The organism is Comamonas sp. A23 (genome assembly GCF_004522605.1).
GTDB classification, from domain to species: domain Bacteria; phylum Pseudomonadota; class Gammaproteobacteria; order Burkholderiales; family Burkholderiaceae_C; genus Comamonas; species Comamonas thiooxydans.
The window spans coordinates 530,348-544,920 of record NZ_RSDT01000003.1 but is presented as its reverse complement, the minus strand read 5'-3'; the positions used below and the strand labels follow the sequence as shown (position 1 = coordinate 544,920).

The following is a 14,573-nucleotide window of genomic DNA, read 5'->3' as shown; positions in this document are numbered from 1 at the left end:
TTTTCGCAAGAAATTTCAACAAACCACTTGAAGCAGCCATTTTTTGCATATAATCGCTGTCTTCGGTCGTATAGCTCAGTTGGTTAGAGCGCAGCATTCATAATGCTGATGTCGTAGGTTCAAGTCCCACTACGACCACCAAACAGAAAACCGCAGTGCTTGCAAAAGCACTGCGGTTTTTTCTTTCTCCCTGCGACCGCTGCAGGCTGCACACAAAAAATCCCAACTTGGCTGCCAAGGCAATTTCTTCCTATACAATTGCGGGCTGTCGGTCGTATAGCTCAGTTGGTTAGAGCGCAGCATTCATAATGCTGATGTCGCAGGTTCGAGTCCCGCTACGACCACCAAATCCAGGCCCCAGTTGCTCACGCAGCTGGGGCTTTTCGCTTTTTACAGAGGCGACATGGCGCCGCACTGCTCTTTCTGCCCTGCAGAAATCAACGCAGTCCGCGCCGCCATGCTCCAGCCGCTCAAACCTCCCCTTCAAGGACTTTTTCGTGCCCGTTGCACCTCAAGGATGCTGCACGCACGCTGCGTGCCCGCGCGCTGGTCTTGCGCCCAGCGAGGGCCTGCTTTTTTCTGCAAAAGCCGGCCTGCAGGCACCCCAAGTCCGTCTTCGCTCAAGGACTCTCCCGTGACCACACCAACCACAGGCGCCGTGGCAGGCATAGCCGCGCCCGCCGCTCCAACAGAAGTCAACGGATACAGCTGGAAAGCACTCATGGGCTCGGCCGTCGGCTACGCCATGGACGGCTTTGATCTGCTGATTCTGGGCTTCATGCTCTCGGCCATCTCCAAGGACCTGAACCTCACGCCCGGCCAGGCTGGCTCTCTCGTGACCTGGACCTTGATCGGCGCCGTCTTCGGCGGCATCGTCTTCGGCATGCTCAGCGACAGATATGGCCGCATCCGCGTGCTGACCTGGACGATCGTGCTGTTTGCCGTCTTTACCGGCCTGTGTGCTTTTGCACAAGGCTACTGGGACTTGCTGATCTACCGCACCATTGCCGGCATCGGCCTGGGCGGAGAGTTCGGCATCGGCATGGCCCTGGCCGCCGAGGCCTGGCCCGCACGCCATCGCGCACGCGTCTCGTCCTATGTGGCGCTGGGCTGGCAGCTGGGCGTGCTGGGCGCAGCCATGCTGACCCCGCTGCTGCTGCCCTCGATAGGCTGGCGCGGCATGTTTCTGGTCGGCGTGATTCCCGCTGTCGTGGCCTGGGTCATCCGCAACAAGCTGCATGAGCCCGAAGTGTTCGTGGCACGCAGCAAGAAGGAGCAGCCCTCGGCCATGCAATGCCTGAAGCTGCTGATGAAGGACAAGGCCACGCGCAAGATCAGCCTGGGCGTGATCGTGCTGACCTCGGTGCAGAACTTCGGCTACTACGGCATCATGATCTGGATGCCCAGCTTTCTGTCCAAGCAGATGGGCTTCAGCCTGACCAAGTCGTCGGTGTGGACGGCTGTCACCATCGTCGGCATGTCGCTGGGTATCTGGGTCTTCGGCCAGCTGGCCGACCGCATCGGCCGCAAGCCCACTTTCCTGATCTTCCAGCTCGGCTCCGTGATCTCGGTGCTGGCCTATTCCCAGCTCACCGATGCCACGGCCATGCTGTGGGTGGGAGCCATCATGGGCCTGTGCGTCAACGGCATGATGGGCGGCTATGGCGCCGTCATCAGCGAAGCCTACCCCACCGAAGCCCGTGCCACGGCTCAGAACGTGCTGTTCAACATCGGCCGCGCCGTCGGCGGCCTGGGCCCGGTCGTCATCGGTGCGCTGGCCATGGCCTACTCCTTTCAGGTGGCCATTGCCCTGCTGGCCGCCATCTATGTGCTGGACATGCTGGCCACGGTCTTTCTGATTCCCGAGCTCAAGGGCAAGGAACTTCATTAAAGATAGCTGCCATCGCAGACCCATCAAGCGCCAGAGCCTTATAGCCTGGCGCTTTTTTATTGCCGCTGAGTCAGCCCAAGGCAACAAGCCTCCGCTTGGGCGCCCGACGCAGGGGCAGCTGCCACACGAAGCGGGTACGTGTGGGGACTTAGCCCCTTATCTGCGCTGCCCGAACACTTCGCTGACCAATTCCCGCAGCCACTGGTTCGCGGGCTCCTGCGCAAAGCGCCAGCTCCAGTGCAAAGAGACATCGAAAGCACTCTCTGGCAGATCGGCCTGCAGCACCACATATCCGCCCTGTGCTTCAAAGGTCTCGGCAATCTCGGCGGGCATGATGACGGCCAGATCCGTCTGATGCACGATGGAAGGCACGGCCATGAAGTGGGCCGCCGACAGCCGCACCTGATCCTGCAACTCGAGCTTGCGCAGAATGCGCAGCGTCTCGGAATGCGAGCGCACGGCCACATAGTCGAGCCCGCGCAAATGTTCAGCGCTCAGTCTCTCGGCCTTCAAACCCTTGAGCACCGGATGCCCCTGACGCAGCAACAGGGCGTAGTGGTCGGACAGCAGAACCTTCTGCTGCGTGCCCGTCACACCAGGCAGAAAGCCGATGGCGATATCCAGCGAGCCGCGATCCAGCGCATCGGCAATCTCGCCCATGGGCATGGGCAGGGTTTCGAGCTGCACATTCGGGGCCTTCTCACGCAAGGCCTGCATCAGCGGTGGCAGGAAGCGCGCCTCGCCGATATCGCTGAGGTGAATGCGAAAGCACTGATTCGCCTGCAAGGGATCAAAACTGTGCGCCTCTGCCAAGGCCACCTCCAGCGTTGCCAGTGCAGTTCTTACCGCCTGAGCCAGCCGCTCGGCACGCGGCGTGGGGCGCACACCCCCATGCATGCGTTCGAACAGCGGATCGCCCAGCAAATGGCGCAGCCGCGTCACCGCCTGACTGGCTGCGGGCTGGGAAAGACCCAGCTCCTGCGAAGCGCGGCTGACGCTGCCGTGGCGGAACACCGCATCGAAAACACGCAACAGATTGAGATCCAGACCTGATATATCCATTAAACGAATATCTCTTAGATGATTTATTCAATTGCTGGAAATTATCTCCAAAGGCAGGATTGATGCCAACAGTGCCAAGGCCCAGTGCCAGCCCGATCCAAGGAGAATTTTTTGCCTGCCAACACCACCCCCAATGCCCAGGCCGCCGAGGTCTTCACCGTACGCCACGCCGTCATCAACATGCTGCGCGAGCTGGGCATGACGCGCATCTTCGGCAACCCGGGCTCCACCGAGCTGCCCCTGTTTCGCGACTATCCCGAGGACTTCTCGTACATCCTCGGCCTGCAGGAAACCGTGGTCGTGGGCATGGCAGACGGCTATGCCCAGGCCACGCGCAATGCCAGCTTCGTGAACCTGCATTCGGCCGCCGGCGTGGGCCACGCCATGGCCAATATCTTCACGGCCTTCAAGAACCGCACGCCCATGGTCATCACGGCCGGCCAGCAGACGCGCTCGCTGCTGCAGTTCGACCCCTTCCTGCATTCCAACCAGGCCGCCGAGCTGCCCAAGCCCTATGTGAAGTGGAGCTGCGAGCCCGCACGCGCCGAGGACGTGCCCCAGGCCCTGGCGCGCGCCTACTACATCGCCATGCAGGAGCCGCGCGGCCCGGTCTTCGTCTCCATTCCCGCCGATGACTGGGATGTGCCCTGCGAGCCCATCACGCTGCGCAAAGTCGGCTTCGAGACCCGACCCGACCCACGCCTGCTGGACACCATAGGCCAGGCGCTGGAGGGTGCGCGCGCACCGGCTTTCGTGGTCGGAGCGGCCGTGGACCGCAGCCAGGCCTTCGAGACCGTCCAGGCCCTGGCCGAACGCCACCAGGCGCGCGTCTATGTGGCACCCATGAGCGGGCGCTGCGGCTTCCCCGAGGACCATGCGCTGTTCGGCGGCTTCCTGCCGGCCATGCGCGAGCGCATCGTGGACAGGCTCTCGGGCCATGACGTGGTCTTCGTCATCGGCGCACCGGCCTTCACCTACCACGTCGAAGGTCACGGCCCCTTCATCGCCGAAGGCACGCAGCTTTTCCAGCTCATCGAGGACCCCGCCATCGCCGCCTGGGCGCCCGTGGGCGACGCGGCCGTGGGCAATATCCGCATGGGCGTGCAGGAGTTGCTGGCCCGCCCCCTGACACATCCACGCCCTGCGCTCCAGCCCCGGCCCGCCATACCCGCCCCGGCGGCACCCGAGCCGGGCGAGCTGATGACCGATGCCTTCCTCATGCACACACTGGCCCAGGTGCGATCGCGCGACAGCATCATCGTCGAGGAGGCACCTGGCTCGCGCTCCATCATCCAGGCCCATCTGCCCATCTACGCTGCCGAGACCTTCTTCACCATGTGCAGCGGCGGGCTGGGCCACAGCCTGCCTGCTTCCGTAGGCATCGCGCTGGCCAGGCCCGACAAGAAGGTCATAGGCGTCATCGGCGACGGCTCGGCCATGTACGCCATCCAGGCACTGTGGAGCGCAGCCCATCTGAAGCTGCCGGTCACCTACATCATTGTCAAGAACCGCCGTTACGCTGCCCTGCAGGACTTCTCCAGGGTGTTCGGCTACCGTGAGGGCGAGAAGGTCGAAGGAACGGACCTTCCCGATATCGACTTCGTGGCCCTGGCCAAGGGCCAGGGCTGCGACGGCGTGCGCGTCACCGACGCAGCCCAGTTGCCCCAGGTTCTGCGGAACGCCCTGCACAGCCCGCGTGCCACTCTGGTCGAGGTCGAGGTCGCCTGACCCGGCCCCACACCCTCGGAGACAAGACATGCACAACACACAAGAGCCGCAAGCGGCCACTGTCGGCATCCTGGGAGCGGGGGCCATGGGCACCCTGTTCGGCACCCGGCTGGCCCGGGCCGGCATCCCCGTCACGCTGGTGGATGTCAACGCGCAGCTGCTCCAGGCCATACGCGAGCACGGCGTGCACTGCGAGACCGACCAGGGCCCGCTGCACGCCGACGTTCAGGCCCAGCAGGCCCACGAGCTGACGCAGCCGCCCGCGCGCTGGCTGATCTTCACCAAGGCCGCCCACACCCAGGCTGCGCTGCAAAGCATTGCCCACCTGATAGGGCCCGGGACCCTGCTGCTCAGCCTGCAAAACGGCATAGGACATATCGAGACCCTGCACGGATTTGCCGATGCCCAGCAGATCGCCGTGGGTGTTACGACATGGCCGGCCCGGTTGCTGGCTCCAGGAAAAGTGAGCTCGCTGGGCAGCGGCAAGATCCGCTTCATGCCGCGCACCGGGCAGGTGGACGCCGGCTTCCAGGACTTCTGCGACGACCTCAACCGCGCCGGACTGCATTGCGAGATCGATCCCGAGGTCGAGACCGCCATCTGGGAAAAGCTGGCCTTCAATGCAGCCTTCAACGGTCTGTGCGGCATCACGCGCCAGACCGTGGACGGACTGGCCAGCCCCCTGGGCCGCAGCCTGATCCGCGAAGTCCTGGGCGAGGTCGTTGCTGTGGCTGCGGCCAATGGCATCGCTGTGGACGCCCTGCGCATCCAGGCCACGGTGGAGGACGCTCTGAATCACCATGTGGGACACCAGCCATCGCTGCTGCAGGACCTGCTGGCGGGGCGCCCCACCGAGACCGATTCCATCCACGGCGCGGTGGTGCGCGTGGCCGAGCGGCATGGCATTGCCACGCCCATGACACGCACCCTGCACCAGCTCATCAGCATGACGCAGCAGCGCACGCCATAGGACCAGGACTCGGCGAAGACGCATCGAAGGCTCGGGAAAGACAGCAAAACAAAGAGAAAGACAGCAGGGACCGGGCCCACGGATTCAACAACAAGGAGACAACATGCGCAGAACCTTTCTCAAAGCCGGCGCTGCTTGCGGTGTACAGCTCATGCTGGGTACGGCCCACGCCCAGCAGGCGTCCGGCAGGCCCATGGAATGGGTGGTCGGCTTTGCCGCAGGCGGCGGCTCGGATGCTGTGGCTCGGGGCGTAGCCGAAGCCTGGGCCAAGCCTATCCATCGCAACATCGTGGTGCTCAACAAGCCGGGCGCCGGCACCAACATCGCCGCAGAATATGCGGCGCGCTCGCGCGACTATGGCAACCTGGTCTTCACCGCCGACTTCGCCACCCTGGCCGCCAACCCGCATCTGTTCCCCAAGCTGGCCTACAACGCCGAGCAGGACTTCGTCCCCATCAGCCTGCTGGCACGCTTTCCGCTGCTGCTGGTCGTCAACAACGAATTGCCGGTGCGCAGCTTCCAGGAGTTCGCTGCCTGGGCCAAGGCCAACCCCGGCAAGCTCAGCTATGGATCTCCCGGGCTGGGCACCCCGCACCACCTGGCCACCGAACTGCTGGCCCAGAAGATGGGCGTGAAGATGACCCACGCGCCCTATCGCGGCGCCGGCCCGGCCATGCTGGATGTGATCGGAGGCCAGATTCCCTTCATGCTGGTGGACAGTGCCGCAGGCCTGCCCCACATCAACGCCGGCAAGGTCCGTGCCATCGGCGTGGCCAGTGCTCAGCGACTCAAGAGCCTGCCCCAGACGCCCACGCTCATCGAGCAGGGCGTGGCCGGCTTCGAGGCCTTCGCCTGGCAGGGCCTGGTCGCCCCCAGGGGCACGGATGACGCCACCATACAGATGTGGTCCAGGACGCTGCAGGAAACCCTGAAGACGCCGGCCGTGCAGGCCCGTTTCGAGGCCCTGGCCCTGGAGCCCCTGCCCAGCACCCCAGAGCAGATGCGCGAGTTCTGGCTCTCCGAGAAGAAACGCTGGGGAGAGGTCATCAAGACCGCAGGCATCAAGCTGGACTGATCGATATCAATGACAAGCAGGAAAACGCATATGGAGACTCCCATCACTCAACGCCCCTCTGCGCACAGGCCGCTGCGCGCCCTGATCGCCAAAGGCTGGGCCAGCCTGGGCATGGCGCTTTGCCTGGCACCGGCCGCCCAGGCACAGACATGGCCGGATCGCCCCATCCGCCTGATCGTGAACTTCGCTCCTGGCGGCGCCGCCGATGTGATGGGGCGCGCGATCTCTCCCACCATGAGCCAGGTGCTGGGCCAGTCCGTGGTGGTGGACAACAAGCCCGGAGCCAACGGCAATATCGGTATCAGCGAAACCGTGCGCTCTGCCAAGGACGGCTATACGCTGCTGCTGAGCAGCGGCGGTGGCATCAGCATCAATCCGCTGATCTACAGCAAGCTGCCGTTCAACCCTGAAAAGGACTTGATCCCCGTGGCGGCCGTGGCACGCGTGCATGTGTTTCTGGAAACCAACCCCAGCCTTCCCGTGAGCAATGTGCAGGACTTCATCAAGCACCTGCAGGCCAATCCGGGCAAGCTGTCCTACGGCTCGCCAGGCCCGGGCAGCTCGCCTCATCTGGCCGGTGAGATGTTCAAGCGCGCGGCCAAGGTCGATGCCAGCCATATTCCCTACAAGGGTGCCGGTCCGGCCTTGACCGATGTGCTCAGCGGTCAGTTGCAATACTGGTTCGATCCGGGCCCGGGCCTCAAGCAGGTCGAGGCCGGCAAGCTCAAGCTGCTGGCCATAGGCAGCCCGCACCGCTCGCCTCTGTACCCCAAGGTACCCACGCTGGCCGAAAGCGGCCTGCCGGGCTTCGACGCCGACACACTGTTCGGCGTCTACGCGCCAGCCGGCACGCCCGCCCCCGTGGTGGATGCCGTGCGCGCCAGCGTGATCAAGGCACTGGAGCAAAAGAGCGTGGTCGATGTGATCCAGGGCCTGGGTGCCACGCCCGAGCCGCGCATGAGCCGCCAGGACTTCGTGGACCACCATGCCAAGGAACGCGCCCGCTTTGCACCGCTGATCAAGGAAATCGGCTTGAAAGTGGACTAAGAAATTTCAGTTCAACGTGGGAGTCCGGTTGCCCGAAAACTCCCTTTTGACCGCCCGTCTGAAAGGACCGGCGGTCACTTTTTGGTTTGTGCAAACAAGAATGCTCAACAGGCGTGCCTGCCGACAAAACACCGAGTCAGATCCGAATTTGCGCAAGTCGTGCTTCAGTGGGAGGCCACCGCCACCACTACCGCAGACTCGGCCACCTCCAGCCAGACATTGTCATTGGCCACCAGTCCGCTCATGGCCGGCGCAAAGCCCACGATCTGAGCACCCCAGCTCAAACGACAGATGGCTTCGTCGGAAGCCAGGCTCTCTTCCGTCACCGTAGCTGCGCCATAGGTCGCGCGCTGCACCACGGCAGGCCAGATATTGATGGGCTGCGTGGACCCCGCAGGCCGCTCCTGCCCCAGCCAGACCTTGACGGCCGTGGCCTTGCACAACGCCAGCACCTGCACACCGGGTGCCAGACCCAGCAGCTCATAGCTTTCGGGCGTGATGCGCGCGGCAATCGTCCAGTCCGAGCCTGCATCGCTTGCGGCACGCAGCCAGACACGGATCTGCCCGCCTATGGACTCAACCTTGAGCACGCTGCAAGGCCACTGATTGCGCATGCTGGTCATCAGGCCCAGATTGGGCTGCCCGCCACCGGGCGTGCCGGCCTGCATGCGCTGCAGCAACTCGCTGCGCAAGCGCATCATGGCCTCGGCAGCATGCAGCAATTCTTCGCCCGCCGGCGTGATCTGTGCACCGCCGCCCCCGGCGCCGCCCACGCTGCGCTCGACCAGCGGCACGCCAGCCAGATTGGTCAGGGTATCGATGGCCTGCCAGGCTGCCTTGTAGCTCACGCCCACGTCACGTGCTGCCTGGGAGATGGAGCCGCTTTGCGCAATCCCGCGCAGGATGGCAATGCGACGGTCGGCCATGTCATAGCCCAGCGCCTGGGAAACCGAGTCGGACGATAGTGCGCCACCCGACACAGCCTCGTCGCCGGCCATATCCAATTGTTCTTGTTCGAAATTTTCTGTGTCTGACATAGACCGCCATCATGCCCTGACAGCCAATTTCCTCGCTCGACCTCAGTTGTTCATTCACGTTACACTCGCTATTCCATTAATGAATAGCGAAATTTCAATGACTCAGATCACTGCCCGCTCCACCGGTTTTTCCTTTCAACTGGCTCGCTCTGCAGCCGTGATCGGCACAGTCGTGCTGGGCCTGTGGTCTGCGCAGGCGCAGGCCGCGGAAGTGGCGGTCGCCGTGGCCGCCAACTTCACCGCGCCCATGAAGAAGATTGCGGCCGAGTTCGAGAAGGATACCGGCCACAAGGCCGAGCTGTCGTTTGGCGCCACCGGCAAGTTCTATGCCCAGATCAACAACGGCGCACCCTTCGGCATTCTTCTGGCCGCCGATGACACCACACCCGAGAAGCTGGCCAAGGAAGGCAAGGGCGTGACCGATTCGCGCTTCACCTACGCCATCGGCACGCTGGTGCTGTGGAGCCCCAAGGCCGGCTATGTGGACGACAAGGGCGATGTGCTCAAGAGCGGCGACTACAAGCACATCGCGATTGCCAATCCCAAGCTGGCCCCTTACGGAACAGCTGCCATGGAAGTGCTGAACAAGCTCGGCCTGAGCGCACAGGTACAGCCCAAGGTGGTGATGGGCGAGAACATCGCCCAGACCTACCAGTTCGCGGCCTCCGGCAATGCGCAGCTGGGTTTTGTGGCGCTGTCCCAGGTCATGGAGAACGGCAAGATCCGCGAGGGCTCGGCCTGGCAGGTGCCCGGCAACATGCATGAACCCATTCGCCAGGACGCCATTGTGCTCAACAGCGCCAAGGACAACGAAGCCGCTGCGGCTCTGATGAAGTACCTGCGCAGCACCAAGGCACATGACATCATCCGCTCCTATGGTTATAGCTTCTGACGCTTGACCGGCAAATCCTGGAGCTCAAACCAATCCGCTCTACCCTTGGCGCTGCTCGGCTAAGCTGGGCGCTCCAAGGGTCTTTTTTTACGACTTGCGCAAATTTGGATCGGACATGGTGCTTTGCCGATAGAAATGTCCGTTGTGCATGCTTGTTTGCGCAAGTCCTGTTTTTGATTCCATGCAACTGAATGCCGAAGACTACGCAGCCATCTGGCTCACGCTCAAGCTCGCGGGCGTGACTACCGTGCTGCTCATGCTGTTGTGCACACCGCTGGCCTGGTGGCTGGCCCATACCCATTCGCGCTGGCGTGGCCCGATCGGTGCCGTGGTGGCGCTGCCGCTGGTACTGCCGCCCACCGTCATCGGCTTTTATCTGCTGGTCACCATGGGCCCCAATGGACCCATAGGCAAGCTCACGCAGGCCATGGGCCTGGGCAATCTGCCGTTCACCTTTGCCGGCCTGGTGGTGGGCTCGCTGATCTACTCCATGCCATTCACCGTGCAGCCGCTGCAGCGTGCCTTCGAGGCATTGGGCCCGCGCCCCATGGAGGCGGCCGCCAGCCTGGGCGCCAGTCCGCTGGACCGCTTCCTGACCGTGGCCCTGCCGCTGGCGCGCCCCGGCTTCATCACCGCCGCCGTGCTGACCTTTGCCCACACCGTGGGCGAATTCGGCGTGGTGCTGATGCTGGGCGGCAACATCCCCGGCGTCACGCGCGTCGTCTCGGTACAGATTTACGACCATGTGGAAGCCATGGAGTACGGCCACGCCCATATGCTGGCGGCCGGCATGGTGGTGTTCTCCTTCATCGTTCTGCTGGCTTTGAACTGGCTGCAACCCAAAGCGGAGCGCCGCGCATGACAGCCACCAATTTCATCACCGCACAGCTCAGGCTGGGCCGGCCGGACTTTGAACTCGATGTGCATCTGCAACTGCCCGGCCAGGGGGTCACGGCCCTGTTCGGGCCTTCGGGCTGCGGCAAGACCAGCTGTCTGCGCAGCCTCGCCGGGCTGGAGCGGGCGCAAGGTCGCGTCACCGTCAACCAGACCGTATGGCAGGACGATGCCAGCCGGCAATGGCTGCCCACGCACCAGCGCGCACTCGGCTATGTGTTCCAGGAGGCCAGCCTGTTTCCGCATCTGTCGGTGCAGCGCAATATCGATTACGGTCTCAGGCGCACGCCGCAGGAGCGCCGCAAGGTCTCCAAGGAGCGGGCCGTGGAGCTGCTGGGCATCGGCCATCTGATGGATCGCATGCCTGCCACGCTTTCGGGCGGCGAACGCCAGCGCGTGGCGATTGCACGGGCTCTGGCCACCAGCCCCGAAGTGCTGCTCATGGACGAGCCCCTGGCCGCGCTCGACGCCCAGCGCAAGGCCGAAGTCCTGCCCTATCTGGAGCAGTTGCAGCGGCATCTGCGGATTCCAGTGATCTATGTCAGCCACTCCATGGACGAGGTTGCGCGCCTGGCCCAGCATATGGTGTTGCTCGGCGCGGGCAAGGTGCTGGCGCAGGGCTCCGTCACCGAGTTGCTCTCCAGCCTCGACCTGCCGCTGGCCCATGGAGACGTGGCCTCCAGCGTGGTCCATGCCACGGTGCAGGCCCATGACGCTGCCAACCATCTGAGCACCCTGATCTTCGACGGAGGCCGGCTCCAACTCGTCATGGCCAGACCGCGCGAGCCGGGCAGCCAGGTACCGCTGCGCGTGCAGGCACGCGATGTCAGCCTGAGTCTGCTCAGGCCCGAGGGCAGCAGCATTCTCAATATCCTGCCGGTGCAGGTGCTGGGCCTGCGCGAGGATGGGCCGGGGCAGGTCATGGTTTCGCTGCAGGCGGGCGACACCCGGCTGCTGGCCAGAATCACCCGGCACTCGGCCAAGGCCTTGCAGTTGCAGGCCGGCATGCCGGTGTATGCACAGATCAAGGGAATGGCACTGCTGGACTGAGCGCAGCGCATCCGCCCCTTGCCGGCAAGGGATGCGCCTGCTGACTATCATCAGCCCATGACCGAGTCCGCCTGCCCCATCCCTGTCCAGCCGATAGCACCGCTGCACACCCATGCCGTGAGCTTCTTCAACGCCGGGAAGCAGGAGCTGCAGGAGCGCGTGCTGGCGGCCGAGGTGCCGATCGCGCTGGTCTTCAACGGCATCTCGCATGCGGTGATGATGGGCTCGCCCACCGATGTGGAGGACTTTGCGCTGGGCTTTGCGCTGACCGAGGGCATCATCGACAGTGCCGCTGACTGCTACGGCATCGAAGCCCGTCCCGTGTCTGCCGCTGCGGCCGGCCTGCCCGAAGGCATGGACGGCATGGAAGTGCAGCTCGACATCGCCTCGCGCTGCTTTGCCCGGCTCAAGGACAAACGCCGCAGCATGACGGGCCGCACGGGTTGCGGCGTCTGCGGAGTCGAGAGCTTTGCGGCGCTGGATCTGTCGTTTGATGCCCTGCCGCCCCAGGACTGGCTGGAGCGGGTAGACGCAGCCACCGTGCTCAAGGCGATTGACGCCCTGCCGCCACACCAGATTCTCAATGCCGAGGCCGGCGCCATCCATGCCGCAGGCTGGGCCACGCTGGCCGGCGACATCACGGATGTGCTCGAAGACGTGGGCCGCCACAATGCGCTGGACAAGCTGGTCGGCCGGCTGGCCCGCACAGGCCGCCTCGGCGAACCCGGCTTTGTAGTGCTGTCCAGCCGCGGCAGCCATGAACTGGTGCGCAAATGCGCCAAGGTCGGCATCGCGGCGCTGGCCACGATTTCCGCGCCCACCGTCATGGGCGTGCGCATGGCCGAGCTGACGGGCCTGCGCTTCTGGGGGCTGTGCCGCCCGCCCAAGGCCGTGCTCTATGCTGCGGGCGGCAAAGCCTGAGCAAGCCCTGCTGCCAAGCGCCAGCCTCTAGAATCACGGCATTGCGGCCATGACTCCAGCTCTGACCGCCCCACGATCAGCCCCTGGATATACACCATGAACCGCTGCACCACCACCCGCTTCAGCCGCCGCCTTTGGGGCTGCGCCTTGCTGGCTGCTGCCGCCAGCGCCAGCCTGCCGGCCCTGGCCCAGGGCCTGCCCTCGGACGACACGCGCAACTTTCCGCCCACGGCGCAGTTCGGCGAACTGACGGTCACCCATTTCCCCGAAGTGGCCATCAACGGCACGACCATTCGCACCACGCCAGGCTTTCGCCTGTTCAGCCGCGAACGCAGCCTGGTCTTTGCCAGCAACTATGCAGGCCAGAAGCTGCTGGTGGGCTATGTGATCGAGCCGCAGACCCAGGGTCTGCACACGGCCTGGATTCTGACCCCGGCCGAAATCGAGAAATACAAGCCGATCCAGCCGCGCACCCTGCTGCAGCGCGTGTTCGGCAGCTGAGTCCGGCCCGCGCCGGCCGCTATTGATTGACGAGCTGCTTGCGCTTTTTCAGCAAGCTTTTCGAACTGTTTCCATATCCAAATCGAGTGATGGCAAGCGCCAGCCGCTATCACTTTGTGCTTGCAGACTCTGCAAGCCCACCTGACAAGAGCGCCCCATGAGCAAGAAAGTCTTTATCAAAACCTTTGGCTGCCAGATGAACGAGTACGACTCGGACAAGATGGCCGATGTGCTGGGCGCGGCCCAGGGTTACGAGCCCACACAGAACGTGGACGAGGCCGACCTGATCCTGTTCAACACCTGCTCGGTGCGCGAGAAGGCCCAGGAAAAAGTATTCAGCGATCTGGGACGCATCCGCCATCTCAAGGAAAAAGGCGTGCTGATCGGCGTGGGCGGCTGCGTGGCCAGCCAGGAAGGTGCAGAGATCATCAAGCGCGCTCCGTTTGTCGATGTGGTCTTCGGCCCCCAGACCCTGCACCGCCTGCCCGAGCTGCTCAATCAGCGTGCGGCCAAGGCCAAGCCCCAGGTCGATATCTCCTTCCCCGAAATCGAGAAGTTCGACCACCTGCCGCCGGCGCGCGTGGAAGGCGCTTCGGCCTTTGTCTCCATCATGGAAGGCTGCTCCAAATATTGCAGCTACTGCGTCGTGCCCTATACGCGCGGCGAAGAAGTCAGCCGCCCCTTCGAGGACGTGCTGGTGGAAGTCGCGGGCCTGGCCGAGCAGGGCGTGAAGGAAATCACGCTGCTGGGCCAGAACGTCAACGCCTACCTGGGCAAGATGGGCGACAGCAGCGAGATGGCCGACTTCGCGCTGCTGCTGGAATATGTGGCCGAGATTCCCGGCATCGAACGCATCCGCTACACCACCAGCCATCCCAACGAGTTCACGCCGCGCCTGATCGAGGCCTACGCCAAGATTCCGCAACTGGTCAGCCATCTGCATCTGCCCGTGCAACATGGCAGCGACAAGATCCTCATGGCCATGAAGCGCGGCTACACGGCCATGGAATACAAGAGCACCATCCGCAAGCTGCGTGCCATCCGCCCCGATCTGGCCATGAGCAGCGACTTCATCGTGGGCTTCCCCGGCGAGACCGAGGAGGACTTCCAGAAGATGATGAAGCTCATCCACGATGTGCGCTTCGACAACTCGTTCAGCTTCATCTTCAGCCCCCGCCCCGGCACGCCTGCTGCCAATCTGCACGACGACACGCCGCACGAAGTCAAGCTGCGCCGCCTGCAGGAGCTGCAAGCCGTGATCAACACCAACATCAAGGAGATCAGCGAAGAGCGTGTCGGCACGGTGCAACGTCTGCTGGTCGAAGGCGTGAGCAAGCGCGACGGCAGCGAGCTGATGGGCCGCACCTATTGCAACCGCGTGGTCAACTTCCCCGGCAACGAGCGTTTGATCGGACAGATGGTGGATGTGAAGATTACCGAAGCCAAGGCTTACACCTTGCGCGGCGAAGTCCTGGTCAAGGATTGACAACCCGACAGTCCCCGGC

Annotated in this window: 13 protein-coding genes and 2 tRNA genes; 13 read left to right on the top strand and 2 right to left on the bottom strand. The window is 63.8% G+C overall.

Annotated elements, in window-relative coordinates; all coding sequences use genetic code 11:
• Positions 1–64 precede the first annotated feature (64 nt).
• From EIC84_RS10765 to EIC84_RS10755, 3 genes are all read left to right on the top strand, one after another.
• A tRNA-Met gene (locus EIC84_RS10765) sits at positions 65–141 on the top strand.
• Positions 142–270: 129 nt separating this feature from the next.
• A tRNA-Met gene (locus EIC84_RS10760) sits at positions 271–347 on the top strand.
• Between the two features lie 374 nt (positions 348–721).
• Positions 722–1,891: an MFS transporter gene (locus EIC84_RS10755; protein WP_003071038.1), complete on the top strand. Its 1,170-nt coding sequence runs from the start codon at positions 722–724 to the stop codon at positions 1,889–1,891.
• A gap of 156 nt (positions 1,892–2,047) precedes the next feature.
• Here EIC84_RS10755 and EIC84_RS10750 read toward each other — a convergent pair whose 3' ends face one another.
• Entirely contained in the window at positions 2,048–2,953 is a 906-nt protein-coding gene (locus tag EIC84_RS10750; protein WP_003071036.1) for a LysR family transcriptional regulator, read from the bottom strand.
• 111 nt (positions 2,954–3,064) lie between these two features.
• On the opposite strand from EIC84_RS10750, the gene mdlC reads away from it, so the two are divergent.
• The 4 genes from mdlC (at position 3,065) to EIC84_RS10730 (ending at position 7,773) form a co-directional block, all read left to right on the top strand.
• Positions 3,065–4,681 (top strand): benzoylformate decarboxylase, encoded by a 1,617-nt coding sequence (gene mdlC / locus EIC84_RS10745; protein WP_003071032.1) that lies wholly within the window; start codon positions 3,065–3,067, stop codon positions 4,679–4,681.
• A 28-nt stretch (positions 4,682–4,709) separates the two neighbouring features.
• Positions 4,710–5,651, top strand: coding sequence for a ketopantoate reductase family protein (locus tag EIC84_RS10740; RefSeq protein WP_003071029.1), 942 nt, complete (start codon positions 4,710–4,712; stop codon positions 5,649–5,651).
• Between the two features lie 103 nt (positions 5,652–5,754).
• The gene (locus EIC84_RS10735; RefSeq protein ID WP_003071026.1) at positions 5,755–6,726 is read left to right on the top strand and encodes a tripartite tricarboxylate transporter substrate binding protein; all 972 of its coding nucleotides are present in this window, start codon (positions 5,755–5,757) and stop codon (positions 6,724–6,726) included.
• Between the two features lie 30 nt (positions 6,727–6,756).
• On the top strand, positions 6,757–7,773 hold the full coding sequence (locus tag EIC84_RS10730; protein ID WP_003071023.1) for a tripartite tricarboxylate transporter substrate binding protein: 1,017 nt from the start codon (positions 6,757–6,759) through the stop codon (positions 7,771–7,773).
• A gap of 164 nt (positions 7,774–7,937) precedes the next feature.
• Here the strand turns inward: EIC84_RS10730 and EIC84_RS10725 are convergent, their stop codons facing one another.
• Entirely contained in the window at positions 7,938–8,810 is an 873-nt protein-coding gene (locus EIC84_RS10725; RefSeq protein ID WP_034363534.1) for a TOBE domain-containing protein, read from the bottom strand.
• Positions 8,811–8,907: 97 nt separating this feature from the next.
• On the opposite strand from EIC84_RS10725, the gene modA reads away from it, so the two are divergent.
• From modA to miaB, 6 genes are all read left to right on the top strand, one after another.
• Positions 8,908–9,702, top strand: a complete 795-nt coding sequence (gene modA / locus EIC84_RS10720) for a molybdate ABC transporter substrate-binding protein (RefSeq protein WP_003071017.1) — start codon at positions 8,908–8,910, stop codon at positions 9,700–9,702.
• Positions 9,703–9,883: 181 nt separating this feature from the next.
• Positions 9,884–10,564: a molybdate ABC transporter permease subunit gene (gene modB, locus EIC84_RS10715; protein ID WP_003071014.1), complete on the top strand. Its 681-nt coding sequence runs from the start codon at positions 9,884–9,886 to the stop codon at positions 10,562–10,564.
• A complete protein-coding gene (modC, locus tag EIC84_RS10710; RefSeq protein WP_003071011.1) occupies positions 10,561–11,646 on the top strand; it encodes a molybdenum ABC transporter ATP-binding protein in 1,086 nt (361 codons plus the stop codon). The genes modB and modC overlap by 4 nt, the downstream gene beginning before the upstream one ends.
• Before the next feature lie 57 nt (positions 11,647–11,703).
• Positions 11,704–12,567, top strand: coding sequence for a formate dehydrogenase accessory sulfurtransferase FdhD (fdhD, locus tag EIC84_RS10705; protein WP_003071008.1), 864 nt, complete (start codon positions 11,704–11,706; stop codon positions 12,565–12,567).
• A 96-nt stretch (positions 12,568–12,663) separates the two neighbouring features.
• Positions 12,664–13,068 carry a hypothetical protein gene (locus EIC84_RS10700; RefSeq protein WP_003071006.1) on the top strand — a complete coding sequence of 135 codons (405 nt, stop codon included), beginning with the start codon at positions 12,664–12,666 and terminating at the stop codon, positions 13,066–13,068.
• 157 nt (positions 13,069–13,225) lie between these two features.
• Complete coding sequence (gene miaB / locus EIC84_RS10695; protein ID WP_003071003.1) at positions 13,226–14,554, top strand: tRNA (N6-isopentenyl adenosine(37)-C2)-methylthiotransferase MiaB; 1,329 nt, start codon at positions 13,226–13,228, stop codon at positions 14,552–14,554.
• The last annotated feature ends 19 nt before the right edge of the window (positions 14,555–14,573 follow it).

Bases quoted from the DNA above. Each gene is read 5' to 3' on its own strand.
- EIC84_RS10755 (WP_003071038.1), top strand. From the start codon at position 722: ATGGGCTCGGCCGTCGGCTACGCCATGGACGGCTTTGATCTGCTGATT.
- EIC84_RS10750 (WP_003071036.1), bottom strand. From the start codon at position 2,953: ATGGATATATCAGGTCTGGATCTCAATCTGTTGCGTGTTTTCGATGCG.
- EIC84_RS10740 (WP_003071029.1), top strand. From the start codon at position 4,710: ATGCACAACACACAAGAGCCGCAAGCGGCCACTGTCGGCATCCTGGGA.
- EIC84_RS10735 (WP_003071026.1), top strand. From the start codon at position 5,755: ATGCGCAGAACCTTTCTCAAAGCCGGCGCTGCTTGCGGTGTACAGCTC.
- EIC84_RS10730 (WP_003071023.1), top strand. From the start codon at position 6,757: ATGGAGACTCCCATCACTCAACGCCCCTCTGCGCACAGGCCGCTGCGC.
- EIC84_RS10725 (WP_034363534.1), bottom strand. From the start codon at position 8,810: ATGTCAGACACAGAAAATTTCGAACAAGAACAATTGGATATGGCCGGC.
- modA (WP_003071017.1), top strand. From the start codon at position 8,908: ATGACTCAGATCACTGCCCGCTCCACCGGTTTTTCCTTTCAACTGGCT.
- modB (WP_003071014.1), top strand. From the start codon at position 9,884: ATGCAACTGAATGCCGAAGACTACGCAGCCATCTGGCTCACGCTCAAG.
- modC (WP_003071011.1), top strand. From the start codon at position 10,561: ATGACAGCCACCAATTTCATCACCGCACAGCTCAGGCTGGGCCGGCCG.
- fdhD (WP_003071008.1), top strand. From the start codon at position 11,704: ATGACCGAGTCCGCCTGCCCCATCCCTGTCCAGCCGATAGCACCGCTG.
- EIC84_RS10700 (WP_003071006.1), top strand. From the start codon at position 12,664: ATGAACCGCTGCACCACCACCCGCTTCAGCCGCCGCCTTTGGGGCTGC.
- miaB (WP_003071003.1), top strand. From the start codon at position 13,226: ATGAGCAAGAAAGTCTTTATCAAAACCTTTGGCTGCCAGATGAACGAG.